The 24476-nt window shown below is 42.3% G+C and carries 14 protein-coding genes; 9 read left to right on the forward strand and 5 right to left on the reverse strand.

The genetic code is table 11. The annotated features are described in order from the left end of the window. Window positions 1-87: 87 nt before the first annotated feature. The 6 genes from MZO40_RS11795 to MZO40_RS11820 all read left to right on the forward strand — a co-directional run bounded on the left by MZO40_RS11795 (window position 88) and on the right by MZO40_RS11820 (window position 6438). Window positions 88-360 (forward strand): hypothetical protein, encoded by a 273-nt coding sequence (locus MZO40_RS11795; protein ID WP_225367190.1) that lies wholly within the window; start codon window positions 88-90, stop codon window positions 358-360. A 49-nt stretch (window positions 361-409) separates the two neighbouring features. Beyond that, window positions 410-1669 (forward strand): hypothetical protein, encoded by a 1260-nt coding sequence (locus MZO40_RS11800; RefSeq protein ID WP_105961138.1) that lies wholly within the window; start codon window positions 410-412, stop codon window positions 1667-1669. Between the two features lie 36 nt (window positions 1670-1705). After that, on the forward strand, window positions 1706-3112 hold the full coding sequence (locus MZO40_RS11805; protein ID WP_021337553.1) for a C69 family dipeptidase: 1407 nt from the start codon (window positions 1706-1708) through the stop codon (window positions 3110-3112). A gap of 451 nt (window positions 3113-3563) precedes the next feature. Beyond that, window positions 3564-4571 carry an aspartate--ammonia ligase gene (gene asnA, locus MZO40_RS11810; RefSeq protein WP_021337552.1) on the forward strand — a complete coding sequence of 336 codons (1008 nt, stop codon included), beginning with the start codon at window positions 3564-3566 and terminating at the stop codon, window positions 4569-4571. 658 nt (window positions 4572-5229) lie between these two features. After that, complete coding sequence (locus MZO40_RS11815; protein WP_252133298.1) at window positions 5230-5859, forward strand: NAD(P)H-dependent oxidoreductase; 630 nt, start codon at window positions 5230-5232, stop codon at window positions 5857-5859. Window positions 5860-5964: 105 nt separating this feature from the next. Continuing rightward, window positions 5965-6438 (forward strand): MarR family winged helix-turn-helix transcriptional regulator, encoded by a 474-nt coding sequence (locus tag MZO40_RS11820; protein WP_003638005.1) that lies wholly within the window; start codon window positions 5965-5967, stop codon window positions 6436-6438. A 625-nt stretch (window positions 6439-7063) separates the two neighbouring features. Here MZO40_RS11820 and MZO40_RS11825 read toward each other — a convergent pair. Then, window positions 7064-7573 (reverse strand): kinase, encoded by a 510-nt coding sequence (locus tag MZO40_RS11825; RefSeq protein WP_105961141.1) that lies wholly within the window; start codon window positions 7571-7573, stop codon window positions 7064-7066. A 354-nt stretch (window positions 7574-7927) separates the two neighbouring features. Here MZO40_RS11825 and MZO40_RS11830 point away from each other — a divergent pair, with 354 nt between their 5' ends. Then, window positions 7928-8458 carry a histidine phosphatase family protein gene (locus MZO40_RS11830; protein ID WP_105961142.1) on the forward strand — a complete coding sequence of 177 codons (531 nt, stop codon included), beginning with the start codon at window positions 7928-7930 and terminating at the stop codon, window positions 8456-8458. 131 nt (window positions 8459-8589) lie between these two features. Here MZO40_RS11830 and MZO40_RS11835 read toward each other — a convergent pair whose 3' ends face one another. Beyond that, window positions 8590-11124 carry a M1 family metallopeptidase gene (locus MZO40_RS11835; protein ID WP_105961143.1) on the reverse strand — a complete coding sequence of 845 codons (2535 nt, stop codon included), beginning with the start codon at window positions 11122-11124 and terminating at the stop codon, window positions 8590-8592. Window positions 11125-11249: 125 nt separating this feature from the next. Next, window positions 11250-13766, reverse strand: coding sequence for a BREX-1 system phosphatase PglZ type A (gene pglZ / locus MZO40_RS11840; RefSeq protein WP_252133299.1), 2517 nt, complete (start codon window positions 13764-13766; stop codon window positions 11250-11252). A gap of 112 nt (window positions 13767-13878) precedes the next feature. On the opposite strand from pglZ, the gene pglX (MZO40_RS11845) reads away from it, so the two are divergent. Together pglX (MZO40_RS11845) and MZO40_RS11850 are read left to right on the forward strand one after the other, a co-directional pair. Next, window positions 13879-16026 (forward strand): BREX-1 system adenine-specific DNA-methyltransferase PglX, encoded by a 2148-nt coding sequence (gene pglX / locus MZO40_RS11845; protein ID WP_303635068.1) that lies wholly within the window; start codon window positions 13879-13881, stop codon window positions 16024-16026. Further along, complete coding sequence (locus tag MZO40_RS11850) at window positions 16026-17114, forward strand: tyrosine-type recombinase/integrase (protein ID WP_105961191.1); 1089 nt, start codon at window positions 16026-16028, stop codon at window positions 17112-17114. Before pglX (MZO40_RS11845) ends, MZO40_RS11850 begins: the two co-directional genes overlap by 1 nt. Before the next feature lie 62 nt (window positions 17115-17176). Here the strand turns inward: MZO40_RS11850 and pglX (MZO40_RS11855) are convergent, their stop codons facing one another. Continuing rightward, window positions 17177-20761, reverse strand: a complete 3585-nt coding sequence (gene pglX, locus MZO40_RS11855) for a BREX-1 system adenine-specific DNA-methyltransferase PglX (protein WP_252133300.1) — start codon at window positions 20759-20761, stop codon at window positions 17177-17179. Between the two features lie 23 nt (window positions 20762-20784). Next, window positions 20785-24456 (reverse strand): BREX system P-loop protein BrxC, encoded by a 3672-nt coding sequence (brxC, locus tag MZO40_RS11860; protein ID WP_105961058.1) that lies wholly within the window; start codon window positions 24454-24456, stop codon window positions 20785-20787. Window positions 24457-24476: the final 20 nt, after the last annotated feature.

The following is a 24476-nucleotide window of genomic DNA, read 5'->3' on the forward strand; positions in this document are numbered from 1 at the left end:
GTCGTCTTAAAATAATTTTGCAATCGGATCAATTTTACTTGCATTTTAGAACATGTGTTCGTATACTCAATAAGTGAGGTGATGATAATGACGATTCAATCAGAAAACTTAACGGTTAAATATTTGAATGAGAGCAAAATTCTCAAACTAGATCCATTTATGCTGTATTTACAAGTGATACCCATGGGCGATACATCCGCAAAGCCGATTAATTGTATCGTCGTTCACCACGCACTAACACTATTTTATCAACTAAAACCGGATGCTAAGCTCGCCCTATACGGCCACTATAATTTCCGTCATCAATTTGTTATTACTAAATTTATGGTCCAATCTGCAGTGCAAACACTGGCAAGCTAGTACGTCAAACAGCTAGAATGAAGATACTTAGATCAGAAGAGCTGTGTATATGATGCCAACTAATCTAACTCTACTTGAACGTAAAATTTCCAACAATCTGAACTGTCTCTATTTCGTTGACCATCCAGTCTATCGTATCCAAAAGAACCATCAGCTGGTCCTGGCACCTGAATATGCGAGTGCTGGTCGCGTGACTGCAATCAATTGCGACGACCAGCAACGCTACCATATTGATTTTGAAGCCACTAAGGAGCTCGTCTTGACCGAAAAAAAAGTGGTCAAAGTGACCAATAACATGCTTGAACAAAGCACGAGCCAGTTTTTGGCGACGCTTGGCTACCAGTTCGTGCCTAACGAACCAGTCGGTAGTGCTGAGGCTGCAGCCTCGATTCCCCCAATGTTACCCGCTGCTTCACCGTTGAATGCAGCACCCACCAGCTACATCGTCATTGACTGTGAATTTGGCACACTCTTTCGCAAAAGTGGTTCCTCTAAGGCCATCAGCTGGCGGGTTCAGGATACTGCCGGGACTCATGCCAGTATTTTCCAACTTAGTGCCATCGGTTTCAGTCAGCACCACCAGACCGTGCCCTTTTTCAATCGCTATTTCGACAACCCCAATTTTTTACCTGACAAAAAATTAGCGGGGTTAGCCGAGACTGGGCTAACGATGGCCGCCTATGAAGCCCAAGGCGCCCCGCTCACGGTGCTCAAAGCATTTATTCAACAAGTCATTCAACCACAACTGCCATTAGTCTTCTGGGATCAGACCCAGGACATCAAGCATATTCGCCTGTTATTAAGCGAGTATTATGCACAACTGACCACGTCTGAGCAGGAACTGGTCCAACAACCCGTCGTCATTTTCGATGCCCAAGCCTATACCAACATGCTCATCAATCGCGGCAATCACAAGAGTGGCAACCACGACTTACCATTAAACGGCTTAGCAGCCCTATTCAGCATCACCAATCCCCATCAACACAATGCAATTTGGGATGTTCAGACAACTGAACTAATGCTAGTTAAGCTCGCCGAACTCAGTCATCAACCCGTTCAAATTACCGCGACACCGAAACCACTCTCGACCATTGTGCCACTGCAAGCCTCGCATCCTGAATCAACAACTGAACCAGCCTCGCAGGATGACACCAATGAGCACCGCGCCAGTTACGCGCAGGTCCATCAATTACGTGCTCGAGGCAAGACCTATCGTGAAATTGCAGCCGTCACTGGTTTTAGTATCAGTGGCATCAATTACATTCTCAAAAAAGCCCGTCCTATCCGGACTAGTTCAGAAAGCGTATAATGATATTAATAGCTTAAAAGGAGTGTTTTTAATATCATGGAAAAACGTATCAAAGGTTCATGTACCACGATTTTAGTCGGTAAAGATGCCTCAATCGATGGCTCCACCATTATTTCACGGAATGATGATGGTCACGAAGCGCTTGACCCAGAACGATTAGTTGTGGTTAACCCCGAAGACCAACCACGTCACTATCAATCAGTCATTAGTAAGGTCGAAGTTGACCTGCCAGACAATCCGATGCGCTACACGTCGATTCCAAACTCGATTCTGACCAATGGGACTTGGCCGGCTGCCGGAATCAACAGCGAGAACATCGCAATGTCCGCGACTGAAACCATCACCACCAATTCACGTGTGCTCGGAATCGATCCATTCGTTGCAGGTGGAATCGGGGAAGAAGACCTATGCACCCTCGTCTTGCCTTACATTCACAGCGCTAAGGAAGGGGTTACCCGCCTCGGCAGCCTGCTTGAACAATACGGGACATACGAACCAAACGGTATCGCCTTTTCTGACAAGGACGAAATCTGGTGGCTTGAAACCATTGGTGGTCATCACTGGGCTGCTAAGCGGATTCCTGATGACGCCTATGTGGTTGCGCCTAACCGCATGAACATTGATGACTTTGACTTCAATGCGGATGATACGATGGCTTCAGCTGACCTTGAACAACTGATTGCTGACTATCACTTGAACCCCGACTTTGACCGCGTCAACTTACGGCACATCTTCGGTAGCGCCTCAATCAAAGACACGGTTTACAACAACCCACGGGCTTGGTTTGGTCAAAAATACTTCACGCCAGATGTTGAACAAGATCCAATGGAACAAGACTTACCATTCATCTGCCATGCGAACCGGAAGATCTCTATCGAAGACGTCAAATTCGTGCTCAGCTCTCACTTTGAAAACACGAAATACGATGTTTATGGCAGTGGCTCTGAAGCCGACAAGACCCTCTTCCGGCCAATCGGGATCAACCGGAACCACGATGTTCACATTTTGCAAATTCGTAACAACGTCCCAGCAGCGGTTGCCGGAATTCACTGGCTCGCATTCGGTGCCAACACTTTCAATACGGTGGTCCCATTCTACGCCAACGTCAATGACACCCCAGCCAGTTATAAAGACGCGGATGGCACTTTCAACCTTAACCACATGTACTGGTTAAGTTGTACGACTGCCCTCCTCGGCGATACTGATTACGATTTCTACGTAGATATGCGTAACAGTTATGAATTGGAAGCCATGAGTGCCTACCGTAAGATTGAAAATGACACCGACGCCGACTTGACGAATCATCAAGACGTCACGGCCTACTTGGAAGCTGCCAACCAACAGCTTGCTGACACGGCCATGAAGCTGCAAACCAAATTATTGGGTGACATGGTCATCGCCGGTTCTGAAAAAATGAAATTACGGTATAATTTGAACGATTAATTAAGCCCGGTATTATCCCGTTTTAACTGAGATTCGCATGGTGTTTTTATGAGACCTGACTAATTTATTTTTAATTTAGTGGTTTACAAATGAAAAAATCGTGCTAATATAAATGTCACAAGATAAAAACGGAGGAAAGAGGAGTACGATTAGTCAACCTGCCAGTGAATCGGGAGTGAGTGGAAACCCGACCAGAACTTGACTAGTCTGAAAAACACTTTCTTAGTTGCTAACTGAAATAACCTCGTTAAAGTAGGATTAGCCGTTAACCGGTACGTTACCATCGGTGGTGTATGTTTGTACACTATTTTAGAGCTGGTTTACAATTAGGTAAACAACTTGGGTGGTACCGCGAAAAAGTCTTTCGTCCCTTGATAATTCAAGGGATGGAAGGCTTTTTTCTTTTATCCTGTAACCAAAATTAGAACTTATTTTAAAGGAGACCACGCACATGCATTTAATTATTCCAAAGGATTACGATCCTAAATTATCCGTTAAAGAAACGCAACAGGCCATTCGTTACATCCGTGAAACTTTCCAAGATGAATTTGGGAAGCAACTCAACTTATCCCGGCTTTCAGCGCCAATGTTCGTTGAAAAGAAAACTGGTCTGAACGATAACTTGAACGGGGTCGAAAAACCGGTCTCCTTCACCATGCAGGACATGGGCGACGAACAAATCGAAATCGTGCACTCCCTTGCCAAATGGAAGCGGGTCGCCCTCAAGCGGTACGGCTTTGACATGCATGAAGGCTTATACACGAACATGAACGCTATTCGTAAAGACGAAGATTTAGACAACTACCATTCAGCTTACGTTGACCAATGGGACTGGGAAAAGGTCATTGGCAAAGAGGAACGAACCGTTGAAACCCTTAAGGCCACTGTTCGCCAAATCTTCAAAGTCATCAAGCATATGGAACATGAAGTTTGGTACAAGTTCCCACAAGCAGTGCACCACTTACCAGATGAAATCCACTTCATGACGACCCAAGAACTCGAAGATATGTACCCAGACATGACGCCACGCGAACGCGAAAACGCCATCTGCAAGAAGCTCGGTTGCGTCTTCTTGATGCAAATCGGTTGGAAGCTTGACTCTGGCGAACGTCATGACGGCCGCGCCCCTGACTACGATGACTGGAAATTAAACGGCGATATCCTCTTCTGGTACGAACCATTAGACCAAGCCATCGAAATCTCAAGCATGGGTATTCGGGTCGACGCCGAATCCATGAAGAAACAATTGAAAGACGCTGACGCCGAAGACCGTTTGAGCTTACCTTATCACCAAATGATCTTGAACGAAGAAGTCCCTTACACGATTGGTGGCGGGATTGGTCAATCCCGGCTCTGCATGTTATTACTCGGCAAAGCCCATGTCGGTGAAGTTCAAGCTGCTCTTTGGCCACAAGAAATGATCGACCAATGTGCTGCACACAACATTCACTTGCTCTAAGATTGGCTTGATGACACCTAACTTGGCAGTTGAAGTGCTTTAGGCGTGACGATTGCTTAGACGTTACTGACCTTGGACTCGAAGTGCGCTAGATGTATCACGTGCTTTGCTGACTGAACTTGTGATTCGGACTGTTTTAGATAAGTGGATTGCTTCGTTTACTGAAGGTGTGACTCGAACGGCTTTAGATAAATCGATTGCTTCGCTTACCGAAGTTGTGACTCGAACGGCTTTAGATAAATCGATTGCTTTGTTTACCGAAGTTGTGACTCGAACGGTTTTAGACCTAGCAGCTGCCACACTTACCAGTCCACATTTCAACTCAAGTGCCTTACTGAGTAGTCTTGCGTTGACAGTAGAAATTCACGATGCCGTAGAACGTCGCTTTCGATTGCCGCTTCAAGATGGTTGCTTGGATTGTTGCGTAGATTCGCCATAACGCAACAGAACACACCGACTTAATCCGGCACTAACAGATACCGCAATTCGTTCGCTTCCTACAGTCAAACAGCTAACCAACGGTGTTTTCATTTTCAAAATTTAAAGTTCCCTATCCGACGTTATGCGGGTGGGGAACTTTTTTATCTATTTTTGTTGACAAGCAACAATTGTCAGAATATAATGTTGCTTGTCAACAAAATCAAGGAGCTGTTTAAAAATGACAAAATTATTAATGATCAATGCTCATCCTCATACCACGGTACCGAGTGCCTCGCTTACCGTCGCGGCTAGTTTCAAAACCGCCTACCAACAGGCCCATCCTACCGATGAAATCATCACACGTGACCTTTACCAAGACGGTGTTCCGGCCTTGAATGATACGACCTTCGAGGCTTGGCGGAAACAAAAATATGGCGAAGACTTAACTGCCGCTGAAGCAGACTTACTGAGCCGCCACGCCGCATGGCTAGATGAGTTCTTAGCCGCAGACAAATTGGTCTTCGTTAACCCAATGTATAACCACTTTCTGCCGGCCGAACTCAAACAATACCTTGATTTGACGGCAGTTGCCCGCAAAACCTTTAAATACACCGCAACCGGCCCAGTTGGTCTGCTCACTGACAAGCGTGCGCTCCACATTCAAGCTGCCGGTGGCTATTACCACCAAGCGGATGGCCACAATCAAGCCGAAGCTGGCGACCCGTACCTGCGCGACATGCTGGCTTTATATGGCATTCAGGATTACCACACGATTTTTATTGAAGGCTTAGACCAATTTCCAGAACAACGCGACCAAACGATTGCGAATGCCAAAGCGACCGCGGAAAAACTCGCCGCTGACTTCTAAAACCAGTATAATAATAGTAATATTAATTCTCGTGTTAACACGATGACAATCCGTCAGCCATTGATATCGTCAACCTGACGCTGACCACATAAGGGGGAAACAACGATGGCAACATCCGCAGAACAAGCGATTTTAGCACAACTCAAAATCATTCGAACCAAGCGTGCTTCAACGACTGGTGAGCAAAAATGGCTCAAACAACACATCAATGAAGCCAATTTGCGTCGCTTGTTGCCGGATATTTCAATCGTTGGTCTCCACTTATTATCAGCGTTAGAGGCTGGGCCGCAAACCGGGATTGATTTAGCCACCACGCTGGGTGTCACTCGTGGTGGCATCACCCGCGCAGCCAAGCGTCTGACGAGTCAAGGCCTGATTGGGTCGTTCCAGCAACCTGACGACCACAAGAAGATCTTTTATCGGCTCACCCCCAGTGGTCGCAAGCTAGCGCACTATCACGACCAGATGCACGCGGCTCGTAATCATGAGGCAGTCTCGATGTTACGCGAGCATTACTCTGCGGAAGAGCTGGCTGTGATTCAACGGTTCTTGCTAGACTTGACAGGCTATGAAGATTAAGGTGACGAAACCCACGTTGTCCGACCAAATTAGGTTGGGACAACGTGGGTTTCGTTTTGGGACTAAGCTTCGTGTTGTTGCGAACGATACCTGCGAATGGCAATAATCAGCGAAAATGTATTGATAATCAGTCCCACCGCGCTCAGCATCAAACTAATTTTTTTAATACTCATGATGGCCTCCCTGTTAAGCTAGATTGATTAAGCCTAGTTTACCGAGGTTACACCATTAAGGAAACTAAAAGCGCTTATTCGTTTGGCGGGCGAAATTACGTCCTGAATTCGTCGTTGGCAGATGATTAAATTGGAAAGTGAAAAATATATCGCTCTATGTGATCTTAAAACATATAATTATAAGGAAAATCACTTGTAATGTGCGATTATGTACCAAATAAACATATATTTTGGCCTAATTTTCGACATTATATCACGATTTTGCGAGGCGTCAATGTTCGATAACGGCCATGGATGTGAGATGTGATTTAAATAAAATGCGGCCCCGGCACTTTCCGTTTTGGAAAATTGCTGGGACCGCTTTTTGATGAAATATTTGGCCTTGGTATAACAGTTATCGAAACACAATCGCTGGTTTAGCATTTAATTCAACGCACTTGTCGTTTTATCGCTCAATCCGATATCATTCCACCAACATGATGTAGCTCCGATAAAACTTGTTGTACTTCAGCCGCCAAGTCCTGCTCCGCGGTAAATATTCGTTCGTTTGGTACGCCGAGCTGATCATCTGGCAACCACCACTGCCGCATTTCAGCGGGGCCAAAATCACACTGATGACTTTGATGACGTATCAGTGTAGTTTCAAATCTGACATCGAAGTAGTACGTCAGCACTCGGGGAAACGCTTGGCTGAGCTGCGCTAACATTGCGCCATATCGTTCACGGGCTAAAATACCTTCTACAATCACGACTGGAACTTTCCCAAGGCCATACCGTGCGATTTTCTGAATCAAATCTATTGATAAATTTCCAGGATTGTCCCGACTCATTAACATGTCACGGCGGACAACATCTTGAGACACCAGTAACGTATGGTGTCCTAGCTGCGCCTGCAATGCTCGTGCGAGTGTCGTTTTACCGCTGCCTGAATTACCCCGAATAATGATTAAAGTCGTCTGCATCCGCCCATCTCCCCCGTCGTCTTTCGGTTTTATCATACCGCGTGGGTGATTAGAATTACCAGCCGAAAATGAAAAACTTACGGCGTCTCACCGGGCAAGCAATGACATTGTTGTCTAGCCACTCCCCTATACCCCGTCCAGGCAAGACTGCTGTACATGGCGCCACGCTTATACACGCATTGCATGAGATAGCTTCCGAGAATTCTGAGGCGCAGTTAGGTGACATTATATTCATATTTAAGATATAGTTCCAGGCAATCAATCCAAATGTTGAATTTAGCCGAAACTTCTCAGACGACCTCAATAGCTAGCAAGTATAATAGAGTCAAATCTAACGTAATCGAGGTATTCTTCATGAAAGTCTATCTTATCCGTCACTCAGAACCCACCTATCAACAAGCTATTGACGCGGGTCTGCAAGGATTCGGCCGCGAACTTGGTGGTTTGACCAATAATGGTATCGCAATCGCTCAGAAACTGGCTCAGCAGCCGCTATTCGAGCATGTCCAATTAATACTTGCCTCACCCTACACTCGAGCCTTGCAGACGGCACTAGAAATCGTGCGGTTTAACGATATTCCGTTAAAAGTTGAGCTCGGATTGCGCGAGTGGCAACCTGATAACACTGGTTCACGCACTGACACAGAAAAACAAGCCAGCGTGGCCTATCAGCTCTATCGCCAACATGCTGGCCAACGAGTTGCAGACAGTCCTCTGCACTATGAGACAGCCGCTGAAGTTAAGTCGCGAGTGCTCGCAACTCTGAGTAAGTACGCTCAAACATATGATTGTATTGCTTGCGTGACACACGGTGAGGTCATGCGGCAGTTTGGTGATCAGCAGGATGTTGCGTTTTGTGGGGTGCGGGAGATTATTGTGGATTAGTGGATGGTGGTGAACGCCTCGCAGGTTTAATATAGTGAAATCATCAAAATAATTTTAATCACCAGCAATAAATAACGACCACCAGTTAAAAGAGCTAAACTCAACTGAGTTTAGCTCTTAATTTTGAATCCTTATTTTACAACTTCCGCAACCGCCGCATTAACCGCGTCACGTTCATCTTCAACCAAGGCAACGCGACTAGCGATGACCTTAGTATCCATCTTGATTTCACGGGTCAAACCAGGCGTATTGATTTTTGGTTCAAAGAACGCCTTGAATTCGGCTAACCGTTCTGCTGTATGGAAGATTCGTGAAATGACAGTAATGTAGGTCGTGAATTCCATGTCACCACCGACCGTGGCTTCCAACCATGACCATTCATCGCGAATCCAATCCCATGCGGCTTGTTCACCAGCTGGGTTAGCTAAGACGCCACGGAACCAAGCGCGCAAGTCTTGTGGTTTGATGGTGTCGGCATCTTCAAACTTACCAACTAATTGCTTGATTAAGTCTGCATCTGGCGTTGCTGTCAATGCTTCACAAATATCTGCCTTGTAGCTGGCATCCGCGGTCTGCCGTGATGCCGCCAACAAACTGTCGAATAATTCAGCGCTACCGAAGTTCTTGACTTCGTTGCGCAAAATGAAGACCCGGACATCGGCAGGCAACGTTGCGAGCTTATCGCGATTACCTTCGAATAATTCGTGCGCTGCTAAAACGGCTGCACTGTTCTTCGCGTACAATGCCGCATTCAGTACGAATGGCCGTGTCAGTTGGTCATCGTTAGATTCGCCAGCTTGTGGCAACCAGCCTAACCGTTTAACTTGGTCGGCACTCAACTGGTCGAATAAGGCTTGTAAATGCTTTTCTTCGTCAGAATCTGGTGTTACGAACTTCCGTAAGTTACCAGCAACTTGGTACAAAGCAGCGTTAACGACAGTTGAATGACTGCCCGCAAACCGACTTAATAACGGCACAACTGCGGCGTATGAAATCTGACGACCCTCAGCTAATAAGCGTAGATCCTGTAATAACTGTAATTGATCAATGGCAGTCAAGTCATCAACATTGGCCAAAATGTCATCCATCAACGTCTGGTCATACTTAACGATAAAGTGTGAGTTATTGCCGACATTCAAACGGAATGGTTTGCCACTGGCATCACGCAACTTAGCATAATCGCCAATCGTGACCGTCTTATCCTTCATGATAGCAGGTGCGGCATCGTAGTTCGCGTTCAGCGGAATCTGCCATTGACGGCCAACTTCTTTACCTTCACCGATGAAGAATTGTTGTTGTGACAAGGTCAATTGACCATCAACCACAGCGGCTGTGACAACGGGGTAACCGGGTTGTTCCAGCCATGAATGCATGATGTCACCCACTTGCATACCGGAAGCATCAGCTAATGCGCCCCATAAGTCATCACCCTTAGCATTACGATATTTATGATCAATAAAGTATTGCTTTAAGCCAGCGCGTAAAGCGTCATCGCCGACTAACGCCCGGGCCATGACTAACATCCGAGCACCCTTCGCATAGACGATTGCACCATCAAAAATCGAATCGATTTCAGCGGGGTCTTCCACTTGAACGTGAACGGATTGAACCCCGTCTGTTGCGTCTCGTTGGAGTGCCATTGAAGCTTCGGAAGTTTGGAAAGTTTCCCAAATATGCCAGTCTGGTTCTAAGGCATCCGTAGCCACGTATTCCATCATGTTGGCGAAACTTTCATTTAACCAGAGGTCATCCCACCACTTCATTGTGACTAAATCACCGAACCATTGGTGCGCAAGTTCGTGCGCAATCACCGTAGCGACGAGTTGCTTGGTTGCTAAGGCAGTGTTATCAGGGTCAAGCAATAAGTAAGCTTCCCGATAAGTTACTAAGCCCCAGTTTTCCATCGCGCCGGCTGAAAAGTCAGGTAAGGCCAACTGCCATGAATGTGGTAGTGGATATGGTGTTTGATAGAAGTCTTCATAGAATTCGATCGACCGTTTGGCAATATCTAAGGCAAAATCCAATTCATTGGCTTTGTGAGCTTTCGTACCAAACACACCAATCGTGACACCGCTCTTAGTCTTGGTCTGCTTGCCTTGTAATTCGCCAAAGGCAAACGCAATCAAGTAAGTCGACATCCGCACGGTAGTTTCAAAGTAGTGCACACCATCGGCTTCATGGTCTTCTGGCATGTTACTCAAAATCGTTTCACCATCGTGTTCATCGTACTTGATGGCCAAATCAAAAGTGGCTTTGGCTTCTGGTTCATCAACACATGGGAAGGCTTGCCGAGCTGCAGTGGTTTCAAACTGAGTCCCAATCAATTCCTTCTTCACGCCGTCAACTTCGTAATATGATGGATAAATTCCCATCATCGTATCGGTCAACTTAGCGCTATAAGTAATTGCGAGGGTTATCTGACCAGTCTTCGCAAGTTCGATGCGAATTCCTTGAATGTCATTATCGACAGTAAATGGGACATCCGCACCATCCGCTTGGACACTGGCAATCGTCAGTCCATTTTGGTGAACAAGCACTTCTTGTGCCTGTGCGTCCCCGGTAATGGTTGATTTCCCCGAAATCAGCTTATTCGCCCGATTGATGTTGATATAAAGATCATAATGTTCTGGTTGAAATGTTTCGTAAAAATGCGTTGTGGCTGCCATATTATTCTCCTCGTTTTTTAAGAATATATTCATTATACGACAATTGGCCTTATAATGCCGGATTCACGTTGCTAAGATGCAAATAAAAAGTGCTGATCTACTGACCAACACTTTTCATTAACGCGCTATCTGCGATTATCAACAATATCAATTCGATAATGGACACGACTTTGAGCACCGCTATCAATATTTTCAATCACTAAATCATAAACCTGATTACGATCATACTGTTGATCTACCAAGGTAATATTGACTCGTTGGATTCGATTCTCTACCCGGGAGTCCTTACTATTGGCATTAATCACAATTTGACCAGAAATTTGATGATTATTTTCATCAACGAAGTACAGTTTGAATGCAGCCGGTGTTACCTTCGAACTGATTGGTTCAGTCTGCATGACACTCAGTGGAACATCTAACGAATTAATTTGGAGATTGGAATTATTAATTTGAAGCGTGGCCTCATGGGCAGTAGACTTCTTACTCGTCGTATGAACATCCAGTAGTGGCACCAGCATTTCGGCCAGTGATGATCCACCATGTGCATATTTATCACTACCATTAGCCTTAAAAACATTGGCCGTTGTTGGATAATAAACATAACGTGAATCCTGATTGTCCAAAGCATTCGCTATTGACTGCCGAGCAATACCAGGATCTTTGATATCACGTTCAGATACTAAATATCGTGGCGACTTCCAATCCTCAGCGACCGTTTCAACTTCAATTTTATCAATATCATCAATCTTTTCATCACGATACTGGAACCCATGATCAGCCGTAACATAAACGTGGGTAATATTGTTTGTCCGTAAGCGCCAGATTAATTCTTGCAATTCCGTAATTGCCGTTTCAGCGGCCTTAGTCGTCTCATCTTCAGTCCCCTTGTTTTCCGCCGTCGTATCAATCTGATTATGATAAATGTACACAACTTCTTGATTGGCAAACATAGCCCGAATCTCGTCTCGCGTCTTTCCTTGAAGTTCTTTATATCGATACGCGATACTCTTTGGGTTAGCATGTTGCAGAATTTCCTGTCGTTGGGTCATATTTTTAGCCGGTTGCCCATCTACCATCACTGAGCGACTATCATACTGTAAGTCTAGTTGCTTGTGCGGCAATAAGGCGGGCATGCCCATGTAGGTGACAGAAGGCAAGCCACTAATTAAGAAATGCATCTGCATATTAGTGACTTGATCTTCTCGTTGCAGTCGACTCTGCAGTTCCTTGCCAATTTCATACCGAAATGAGTCGGAAATAATCACGACAATTCGGTTTTGTTGGTTACGCACGTACTGATTATAGAAATTTCGTTGCAACAGTTGTGGCGCAACTTGGTGATAGTCGAAAGTCTGATTCCAGCTCGTGTTGAATTTGGATAACAAATCCACATAAGTTTGTTCGACTAATCGTTTTAAGCGCATATAGTAATCTGGATAGCCCGCCATGTGGTATTCATAAATGAAGTAGCGATAGTCCATATCCACGTAAAAGCCACCATTCGTGTACTCGTCAACCATGGCATTGAACCCATTTGCCGGTCGATTATCACGAGCCCGAATCACCTGCCAAGCACTTCTGATCATCAGATAAAGATGGTTAATGTTACGTGAACGGCCATAATGCATTTCACGACGTTTTTTGGTTAATTTACCAATATTCAGCCCATTAACCATGACCCCATCGTTCCTGAGTAATAACTGGTCCTGAATCCAACTTAAAATCTTCTTGTCAAATTCAGGAAAGACATCACTATTTGCAAGATCATCGATATCAAGTTGGTCAAAGAATTTATTAGCACGAATGTTGTCCCACACCAGTTCGGCGATCTGATTATAATCATCACGACGTTCACCATAAGCTTCAGCGCTAAATTGTTGCATAAAAGTTTGTACATTTGCCGCTCTGGCGCTTAAATTATATCGATTATCCGCTGGAGTTATCAGTCCCATTTGCTCAAATGCCATGGTGACATAGAGTCCAGATGCCAGTGTCAATAAACCCGGCTCTGCTGCCTGAAAACCAAAGCGGTCATTAACAATTCGCCAAAAATCTTCTAACACGTGATATTTTTCAAAGTCATTTAAATATTTGTTATCTACAATGCCGCCCTTAAGAATTAATCTTAAAACAGCAAAAAAATCTACCAGTGGTTGGTCGAGTCGAACAATTGCCGCCATAATAGCCATCGTCGGTTCCGCTTGATAGCTATGGACATCATACTTCATGAATCGTGCTCGCCGTTCCTTACTCCCAAAGAATGCCGCATGTGCCTTTACAAAGGAATACATATTTTCTGGCAGCTGTAATTCTTTACGAAGAATTTCTGGCGCATCCGCTCTGAACAGCTCAGAATACAAGACCATATCACGTAAATGATTCTCTTCCAATGGTGGCTGAGGTTGCGGTGAATAAATTAAGAACTTCTCACTCTTCCCCGCCTCCAGTAGTCGCAATTTCGTCTTCAGTTGATACCCCATTTTCAATTCAATAACAGTGGCAACACCGACTAGCGCACCGATTAAGTCATCGACACTATCCGCGAATTCACCCTGATCGTCATACCAAAAAATAAATTGATGGCCCGTCTTAAACTTGTTTTTTAACGTCATCACAACTTGATCAATATTTACGTCAGCCATAATTACTCCTCATTTCAAAAAATTCACCACTCTTATCATACCGTATTCACTACCAAAACTCACATTATAATAAATCTAATAATCGTTCACTCCAAACTATCATGATGGCGTAATTCAGCACTTAATTCATGATATTAGTGAAGCTGATTTTGACGTTAATCAGGGTGGCCAGGTCGAGATTATTGGGTGGTTGTATCAGTATTACAATACGGAACCGAAAGACTTAGCATTCAAAAAAAGAAAGTATTCTGAAAGTGACATTCCAGCAGTGACCCAATTGTTTACACCTGACTGGATTGTTAAATACATGGTTGAAAATTCTTTGGGACGCTATTGGATTGATGTTCTTCACGCTAAAGGTGATCAGCGCTCAGAATCAGAGATTGCTGGAAATTACCAGTGGCATTATTATATGCCGGAAGCACAGCAAAGCGAAAAAGTATTGGTAGAAATAGCAGCCGCTCAACCTGACCTTACAAAGGTTAAGCTGAAAGACATCAGCTTGATTGATCCAGCGATGGGATCTGGACATGTGTTAGTTTATGCGTTTGATGTCTTCGTGCAATTGTATGAATCAGAAGGATACTCAAGAAGAGACGCTGCTAAGGATATTATTCAGTACAATCTCTATGGTTTTGATATTGATACTCGCGCATTTCAACTGGCATACTTTGCTTTATGTATGAAAGCCCGTGAGTATAACCGACGATTTTTGACTTTGAATACGCGTCCGAATGTTTTCGATATTCCTGAATACAGTGATTTATCGGCAAGTGACTTTGAAGAACTCGTTACTTCAGATACACAGCGTAGCAATATCGCATGTCTGCTAGATGCTTTTCATGATGGTAACAGTTACGGCTCACTCATTCACTTTTCTGATTCGATAGATTGGCAAGCTCTAGAGTCAATTACTGAGATTGATTTCAAAGAACAGCAACTATCCTTTGATACCATTGAGATGGAGAATAAAAAGACTAAGTTGAAGGAAATTATTGAGATTTCCAAACTCTTATGTCGCAAATATACCATTGGTGTCATGAATCCGCCGTATATGGGATCAGGAAAAATGAATGATGTTCTTGGAAAATATGTAAAGAAGCACTTCCCAGCTGGAAAAGCCGATTTATTTGGTGCTTTTATGCAACGTTTGCGGATGTTTGTAAGTGAAAATGGTTACTATGCCATGATTACGCAACATGCTTGGATGTTTCTATCACGTTTTGAAAAGCTTCGTCAGACGTTAACGCAAGATACATTAGTGAACATGGCGCATCTAGGTACCCGAGCCTTTGAAGAAATTGGCGGTGAAGTTGTTCAGTCAACGACCTTTGTGTTGAAAAAGCAAAGGCTTAATGATTACGTAGGGACGTATGAACGGCTAATTAATTTTAATTCGCAAAGCAAAAAAGAAAAGGCGTATCTGGCTGCAGTTCGTGATCAATACTCGGATTATCTTTATCGAACTAATCAAGCGAAATTTGAATACATTCCAGGATGTAAAATCTCTTATTGGGCGTCTTCAAAAATGTTAACAGCATTCAAATATCCACTCATACGTGAATATGGGGCCGTCAAATCTGGAATAATGGTAAAATCGAATTTTACTAAAGAATGGTACGAAGTTAACAATACAGACATATTATTCGATGCAACCAGTGTCTCGCAGATGTCAGGGTTCAAATGGTTTCCCCTTAATAGCGGTGGAGGATTTAACAAATGGTTTGGAAATAATACAACTGTTATTGATCTTGGAAACAATGCCGAAGACATAAAAAACTCTGGATCCAATTATCGACTCCGAGACTCCAAATACTATTTTCAGTCCGGAATTACTTGGGGGCGTATTACGTCATCTGATATTTCTTTTCGTTTATCAAGACAAGGGAGTTTGTTTGGAGACGCTGGTCCCATGATGTTCATGAGCAAAAAGTTATATTTTATGCTTGGGCTAGTTAATTCGAAAGTAATGCCAGCTGTTGTGAAAATATTAAATCCAACATTAAACTTTCAAGTGGCAGATATGAAGGATGTCCCAGTGATTGATGTAAAGAAGACTGTGGTTGAACCATTTGTAGAAGACAACGTTAAATTATCAAAGATTGATGAAAAATGTTTTGAAGTAGCTCGAAGCTTTGATATGCACCCACTCTTATTGCACATCGCTGACGATAACCTATCAATATGGTATTATGCAATGGTATTGACCAATCAATGTGCCAAAAATGTGCCAATATTTCAACTTTGGGGGGTAAAATAATGGTTAGTTATCAAAAACGAGGCAACGTTTGGCAATACGAAATTTCATACAAAGATGCAGATGGAAAATACAAAAAGCTGCGGAAGTCCGGTTTCACAAGGAAATCGGATGCAATTCTCGCTGCTAGTAAGATTCAATCTGATCATCCTAATCTAAAAACTGCAAAGGCCGGCAGCGAAACCTTTGTTAGTTATTACGAACGTTGGATTAAAACGTATAAGAAAAATGCCGTGTCACCTATCACTTACAATAAATATCAAAACACTGCCAAACATGCTCGTAAGTTATTTGGAAGTCTCAAGCTTAAAGAGTTAACTAAATTAACTTACCAAGAAAAGCTCAATGAATTCGCCAAGACACATGCTCGTCGAACTGTATCCTGTTTGCATAAACAATTACGCGCATGTATCCTAGAGGCAATGGACGAGCATATTATTGCCTCTGATCCAACTCGTAAAGCAGTTATCACGGGCCGTGCACTGCCAAAAGTTGTGAAAACATTAAACTATCAAGATTGGGCAAAGTTGATTACTCATCTAGACACCGATCGCATTGATGAGATGACTATCTATCTAGCAGCGGTAACGGGTATGCGCTATGGAGAAATAGTTGGACTGACAATCCATGATTTGGACTTAAATAGAGGGATTATTAACGTTAATAAAACCTGGGATTACAAATACAAGACTGGGTTCATGAAGACTAAAACTGCAACATCCAATCGCAAAGTAGCCATCGATCAAACAACAATCCATCGCCTAAGCCATTATCTTTCACATCATAATGCTGAAAATGACCGACCTATTTTGATGGATACCAACAATCACGTTTTAGTCAGTGCTGAAATCAATAATGCCCTAACTGCCAAATTACAGGCTCTTTCTATCCCACGAATTACTTTTCATGGATTACGTCATACTCACGCCTCGATTCTTTTATACCGTGGTGTCAGTGTACTTTCCGTTTCACGACGTTTAGGTCACAGTAATATTACGACAACGCAGTCAACTTACTTACACATCATTAAAGAATTAGAGTCACAAGATAAGAATAAGATTATTTCCATCCTGAATGACACACTAAATTAATTGGCACTTTTTTGGCACAAAAAGGAGTCCCCCAAGAAGAAGGAGGACTCCTTTTACTGTACCTATAATTTAGTTAAAATTCTGCTTTCGTCCTGTAACTTATCGTAGTTGACTAACACACCATCATCTAAATCAAGTTTAATACGTTCATCAGCGACGTGTCGGAGAATTGAATCATACTGCTTTAGCTCCTTCAATTGCTGCGTCACGTGCTTTAAATTCTTTTCTAGCTGTTTCTTTGTCTTCGCAACACTCTCATCTTGCACCCACTGTTCCAGACGCTCGATATATTCTTCGTATCTACTTTGTAACGGATACAAGTAGTCGGTACGTATCATGGCCAGCTCGCCCTCATCGTAACGGTGCAGATACATCAATGCCTTAAAGCCAGCTTGTTCGCCACTACTAAATTCCCAATAGATTGGACGATTTTGATACCCCTTCTTATGATCCTTGAAAAAGTCATCCACAAAATGCTTACGAATAGCTTGCTCAGAATTATCCACTTTTTTCCCAATAATACGAGCAATATAGTCCATGTTTTCCTGAATATGCTTATCTCCAAAGGTAATTGCTAAGAACGACTTAAATCGATTCATGATATCACGTTCATCATCAAAATATCGATCATCATTCAGTAGCAACAAATTATCCTTGTTTGGCACAAAGCTCTGATACTTGTCGTTAGACCAATCTCCTCCAGCGTATGCTAGTCCGGGAACATCTAACGAATATCTACCAAACACTAATCCAACAAAGTACGACAACAATGATTTAATGTCACGCTCTTCATCTGCTCGACGTACAGAAACATCCTTATCCGCAACTTCCGGCGTCAACTCGTCATTAAGGCCGTACAAGTCAATGAAGATGCGGTTGAGTTCCTCTTCGTTTGCCTTTAACTTCTCAAAGCGTTCCTGCGCTTCATCTTTCCATACAGCAAAAGCATTTTCTAATCGCCCATCAATCTTTTTTTGTTTATCGTCAGCGATGTGCAATAAGAGTGGGTGCAATTCGAAGTTCCATGAATTTTCAAACGTATCCCAATCAATTCTTGCTATGTTAATATTTTGCTTGACTACGTTTTCTGCCCTCCCGTCTTTTTGTGAAATTACTGGCAGTGAACCTATATCTGAAGGTTGAAAATTTAACGTTGGATTTTTAATCAACAAATTCTCATCCATAATTATTGAATTCATTATTCCTAAAATCATGATGCGATCTTCTGAACTCGGAAAAATTGAGCTTCCTCCTGAGTCAAAAATATGATTTGCTGGTAGTAATCGTGCAGAAAAACGCCCAGAAGTTACTGCAGACCAAGTTATACCTATTTTGAAGTAGTCATTCTCGTTTCTGACAGCAGCTGTTTTTTGGGCACCATACTTACGATAGTTTTTTATAGACTGTCCATTATGAGCCCAATTTACAATTTCGTTTTCTAAACCAAACCATTTTCTGTAGCCGCCGCCTTTTGCATACGGAAACCATTTGTTCTCTTTTCCATCAAACATATTACATTCTGTCATGCTAACTTCAAACCATTTTCGCACGAATAACTTGTTATTACTTGTAGTCATTCCAACTTCCGGATGGTATACATCCATCAAAGTAGGATTTTGCTCATAGGACTGATAAGTTGATTTTTTGACCCAATAAGCAATCGGACTCCCCGGAATCTTCCCAAAGTTCGCTTGATTAGTTCGATTAAATCGATTACCCGGAATTGGTAGCGAGACGGGTGCTTGCTTCGCAACATCAGCAGTTTTAATTTGATGGTAAGTTCCTTTAAAGTCAGGCATTGCTGCATTTCGAAAAATTGTTACTGCTGTTCCAAATGCAATTCCCATCACGTTATTTTCCATATGCATCAAATTTGAAATTGTATATTTAGCTAAAATGTTTTTGCGCATCTTTTCAAAGCTAGATAGGAACATCCATGATTGCATGGTGACCATGCAATTATAACCACCAGGCAAAATTGCATTATTCCAGCGCTCAATGAACATCGAAAACAAATCGGACTTTGAGTTCGGATATTCCTTTTTAGCGAACTTGGCTAATACTGACGACATACGAGAGGACCCCATATATGGTGGATTAGCGATAACTACGTGATAGGACTGTGACAATACCTTTGCAACTTCAATAATTGCATTAGCCTTCTCGATTAATGGAATCAATACGAAAGATAGTTGATTCTGATTCAATTGATCCAGCTCGGAGGTAAGGGCAGAGAAATCAATGCGTTCTTCGGTTATCAATGAACCAAACTCATCTCCATGTTGAAAATCCACAATCAATTTCTTTAGCATAGCCGATGATCCTTCAGTCAGCCTTTCAAACAGAGGATCAAAGTTCTCTAAGTTCAAATCTTGTGTGTCTGGAATGCAGAGTACATTTAGAGAATGCTCAGTACTCAAAATTCTTCGGTTATATTGTCTTGCCTTCATCATAACTGCAAAATAAGACAACTGGAAAGCCCGCGTATCAATATCGAGTCCATGCACATTGTTATTCATAATCTGTTCTGCAGCTTCGCGTTTAGAAAATCCTTCTGAAAGATAAATATCCATCAGCACTTCAAATGCATAGACCAGAATATGGCCTGACCCCATAGCCGGATCGATAAACTTAATATCTTGCACACGCAAATTCTTAAGTGACTTCTCTGATTCTAGTACTTGATTATGACCTTCTTCAGACTGTGGTCCGTCCTCCATATAATATTGCCATTGAAATTGTTCAGCTAGTTGCTTCTCTGTCAAACTATCATTGCGTAGCAGCAAATGTTGAATCCATAATTTACCGAGGGAATTTTGGACCATATATTTAACAATCCAGTCAGGCGTAAAAATTTGTGTGGCCGATGCAATTTCAATATTACGAAATTTATGGGACTTTGGCTGACTGATTGCCACATCTTTCGGTTCCGTATTGTAATACTGATACAACCACCCAATAATCTCGACCTGGCCACCCTGATTAACGTCAAAATCAGCTTCACTAATATCATGAATTAAGTGCTGAATTACGCCATCATGATAGTTTGGAGTGAACAATAATTCGGCATAATCGTTAGTTTTTTCGAATAAATATGGCAGGTTTTCGTTTAATGCGTTCACCTGCTTGATAAAAAGCATCCGATACTTGTTATCCATATCGCCCGTAGCTTCACTTTCTGAAGCGCGATCCATGATTTGTTCTTCTTCATTGTTAAATGCACCCAGATATGGTACCAAATCAGCTACGCTTTGCATCATGATATCCGGCTCGTTCCGATTAGCTGAACTCGATAACACACGAATATGACTCGGTAAGTATCCATTAACTTCCATAAAGCGAATTGCAATTAGTCGGTTAAACCAAGTGTACGCAACTTCTTCAACTAAATCCTCGAAAGCTGTTTCAAAATCGGTCGATTTCTCACGTTCCTTCAGCTCAGCAACTAGCCTTTGACGCTTAACAATGTTTGACCCCGTAATTGGATTACGGTCATCAACGTAATATTCAATTTCAGAGGTGGAAGTTTCCAGCTTCTCAGAAATCCCCTCCTCATCAATTCCTAACACATTCATTTGCAATTTGATAGCCGCAATCAATTTCTGTCGTGACTCAATCGCAAACTTTTTAATGGCTGTTTTATCCATTTATTATTCCTTTCAACTTGATTCTAAAGATCAACTTTTAGCTCATCCACATCATCCAACTGAGCAACCAAGACTTTACGTAATTGTGCCAATTGTTGATCAACATCTTCGGCACTAGAAACTTGCCATGAGCGGTTCACTGGCAAATTCTTAAGACTAACGTGCTTTGTCCTATACTGAGGAGCTTCAGGCTCTGATGGCTCAATGTCAGGCTTCACAACACTACTTGTACTGCTACCATCACTTGTATTAGTGGTTGGATTCGTTTTAGCTCGTTGGTTTTCACGTTCTAATGCAGCTTGTTTTTTCTCAGTTTCAGCGATTTCTCGATCGATACAAGTTTTGAGATTATCTTTCTTCACGGCTGCCTTGGACTTAATAACGACTAATTCATCCAAATTACGCGCTGATTTAGCTTCTTGAATGAATTGTTCGAATGACTGGTTAATTAAATCTTCAAACTGACTTGTTAGATTATTCTCACTCGCATAATCCAAAGTCGCCTGCCATTCAATATTCACATTAGCTTCAATATCCTTTTCATTCTTATCAAATTCAACACTGTACGCATTATTGAATTCCTCATTGAGTTCATTCAACTCATGCAATCGATTGGCCTTGTTCGCGTCCACGCGTTTCTTAATCTCGTCGTAAATCTTACCAACTTCAGCACTACTGATGAATGAACTCGATTTTTCAAAAATATCAATCTTTGAAAGTGCATCATCCCAGATTTTTTCTTGCGCAGGATTATTGTAAAAATCAACCAATCCGTACTCGTACATATCATCTGACCAGTCCAAGAAATCATCTTGCAACTCAAATAACTTATCATAGAACTGATCAGTATCCGTCCGACTATTTAAGCTATCAATGAGTTCCGTCCCATTTTCAAGCACATTTCGTCCTGGATAACGCGTAGAATGACGTAAGAACCCCTCTAATGCAGCACGTTCTTTCAACATGCTTGTACGTAAGTTGCTGACCAAAGTATCATCTTCATCATCGTCAAAGATCTGACGTTTAAAGACTTCTTTAGCCACACTCTTGAGCGCCCGTCGCTTATCTTCAGATACCGCTACCCGCGGGACAATCTGCATTTTGTCAATATACTGCTTCTTCAAGAAGTAATTTGCCGTTTCAGCTGGTTTGGTGGTACTATCCATATTAATCTGAGCACCATTCACGTATACCTTAATGCGATTATCAGCAAATAGCTTTGCGACCAACCATTTGATATCAATGTCACGGTAACCATACGGTGCAACTCCAAAACGATCAAAAATAGATTTGTAGGTGACCTTACTGTTCGAACCGTTATTGGCATCCTGCACAATACGACTCATGATTGCCTCTACCGCCTGTTTGTTCTCATCCGGTGCAATTAGTTCTTGGTTAAATAAACTGATGACATCCTTCTCGGACTTAATTGCCGTAATATAACTCAGGTACCGATAAATTTCATCAACCAAATATTCCTGTGCTGAATTCAAACGTCGTTCAAAACTCTTGCTTCCAGCTTCCAGTAGATCGCCACCAACATAAATGTCAGCACTCTCTAGTGCTTCCTCTAAATCAGTATGCGCCTTTTCAATTAAGCTTTGACGCTCTGCTCGTTTGACGTCAATAATAGTTTTAGAACGAGCATCAGTAGCAGCGCCATTAGCCCCCATAACAAACTTTTGGATTTTTAACGCTTGGGAAATATTACGACTATAATCATTATTTCGAGGCATATCAATAATGATTTGTGGCTCATCAGGTGATAATGCAATCCGTCTCAATTCGTTTTCATCGCGGTTATTGCCACTCTCTGGCGTATTTAATTTGAGACTTAACATGTTATTGGTCAACCCCATCGGCTGGTCGTCAACAAACTCATTGAAGCTAAACGTGTACTGCTTATTTAGCTTAGGATATGTGAATTTACGTTCGATTTTATCAGTGCCAAACAAGTAACTACCAATTTCGCGAGAAATCTCGCTAGTCTCAACATCTTGTTTCGAGATTGACCGACTAATCTCTTGTTCAGCATTCGTTAAGAATTCAAAGCCCTTAGTAGTCTCTTCAATAAAGTTTTGACTAATCAAATCAGCCAGTGCTTCTTTGACACGCTTCTCTAACTCGACCCGGTCTGTATCAATTGAATCAATCATCAGCGTTACGACGTTATTTAAGGTCGCATTAAAATTATCCACATACTTGACCATGAACAAAGTCTCTAATACCTGCACGGCAAATGGATGCTCAACACCGTCTGGATTTACACGTTCATTTTTGATGGCACGCTGAATAACAATCATATGGGTATGATCTAAGAATTGATCCAACCCTTGGAAGAAAATACTGAATGGCACTAAAGCGTGCACATCTTCATTTTCAATCCGTTGTGCTGATTCTTGGAAGACCGCCAACATTGAACGTTCACCATTTGCCAAATGCTTGCCATCTGAGCCGTTTTCACGGATTGCGGTCAATGTATCCTGCAATAAATTATATTGATAAGGAACAAATGGATAAACATCCGCAAAATTCTCCGCACTCTGGTAATGATCACGAGTAATATCTGATTCAAACGTCATCAAATTATTAATCGCATGCTGATCACTTGCGTAAATTTCTTTCAAAGCTTGCTCACTGTCAATTGTCTTCACCAACAGCCGCTTGTTAATAACCTCATCCACGTTCGCTGATGACATTGCAATTCGCGTATTAAAGCGTCCTTGAATTTTTGAAAAGTCTTGTCCATTAATGTGATCAGTAACTTGGTCAATGGCCTGCTGACTGGTTACGATGACCCATGCTTTGCCGTGGGTATAGGTTCCAAGGTCTTCTACCACACTCTGTAAATTCAACATCCGCTGTTGGCTATCACCAATATATTGGCCAATTTCATCCACCAAAAATACTAAGTGATAATCTGGATCAGTTTGTTGCTCAATATATTCATTAACCCTTTGTGCAAAATCCTCAACGCTAAGTGGGTATTCTGTCTTAAGCTGTTCAATGAACCCTTCAGCGTTTTCCTCGGACATTTCATCAACGGCCACAAGGGCTTCCTTGATGGTGTTTTTAAAGAAGGCAAAGCCATTTCTCGCTTCTAACCATGTTCTGCCTTTGTCGTCTAATTCTTGAAATTTTGCTTGGAAAGCTTCATATTTACCATCACGAATCAAGTTGCGTTCCATATCGGCAATCCAAAAATCAACACCAATCAAGCCAATTTTTTCATTAAAAACCTGCCAAAAAACGTTTAGGATCGCATCTTTTTGTGACTTGCTGCCATTCTTCGCTTTTGAGTCAATGTTAAACAATATTGTTTCATTATGTACTGAAGTTGCTAATTGAATTGCATCAACAGTTTCCTGATTGCCAATTTTGTTTTCATTTAAAAAATAATCAATTGCAGGCTTGCCAGCGACGTTCCGGTTCTCTAATAAATAGGACAAAATTTTCAAGAAATGAGATTTCCCTGATCCAAAGAACCCTGAAATCCAAACGCCCATCTCTGAAGTATTATGATTAATACTTGCAGTATAGGCTTTAAAAAAATCATGAAAATGCTTCTGTAACTCGTGAGTTACAACGTATTCTTCCAGCTCTTGCTTAACATTCGCATCTTGTTCATCACCGATTGTAATAACACCCTTAATATTACGATCAATCGGTTTCGCAAATATATCTTTGATTTTCATTTAATGTTGTCCCCTCTTAA

The organism is Lactiplantibacillus sp. B652 (genome assembly GCF_023806745.1).
Taxonomy (GTDB): domain Bacteria; phylum Bacillota; class Bacilli; order Lactobacillales; family Lactobacillaceae; genus Lactiplantibacillus; species Lactiplantibacillus pentosus.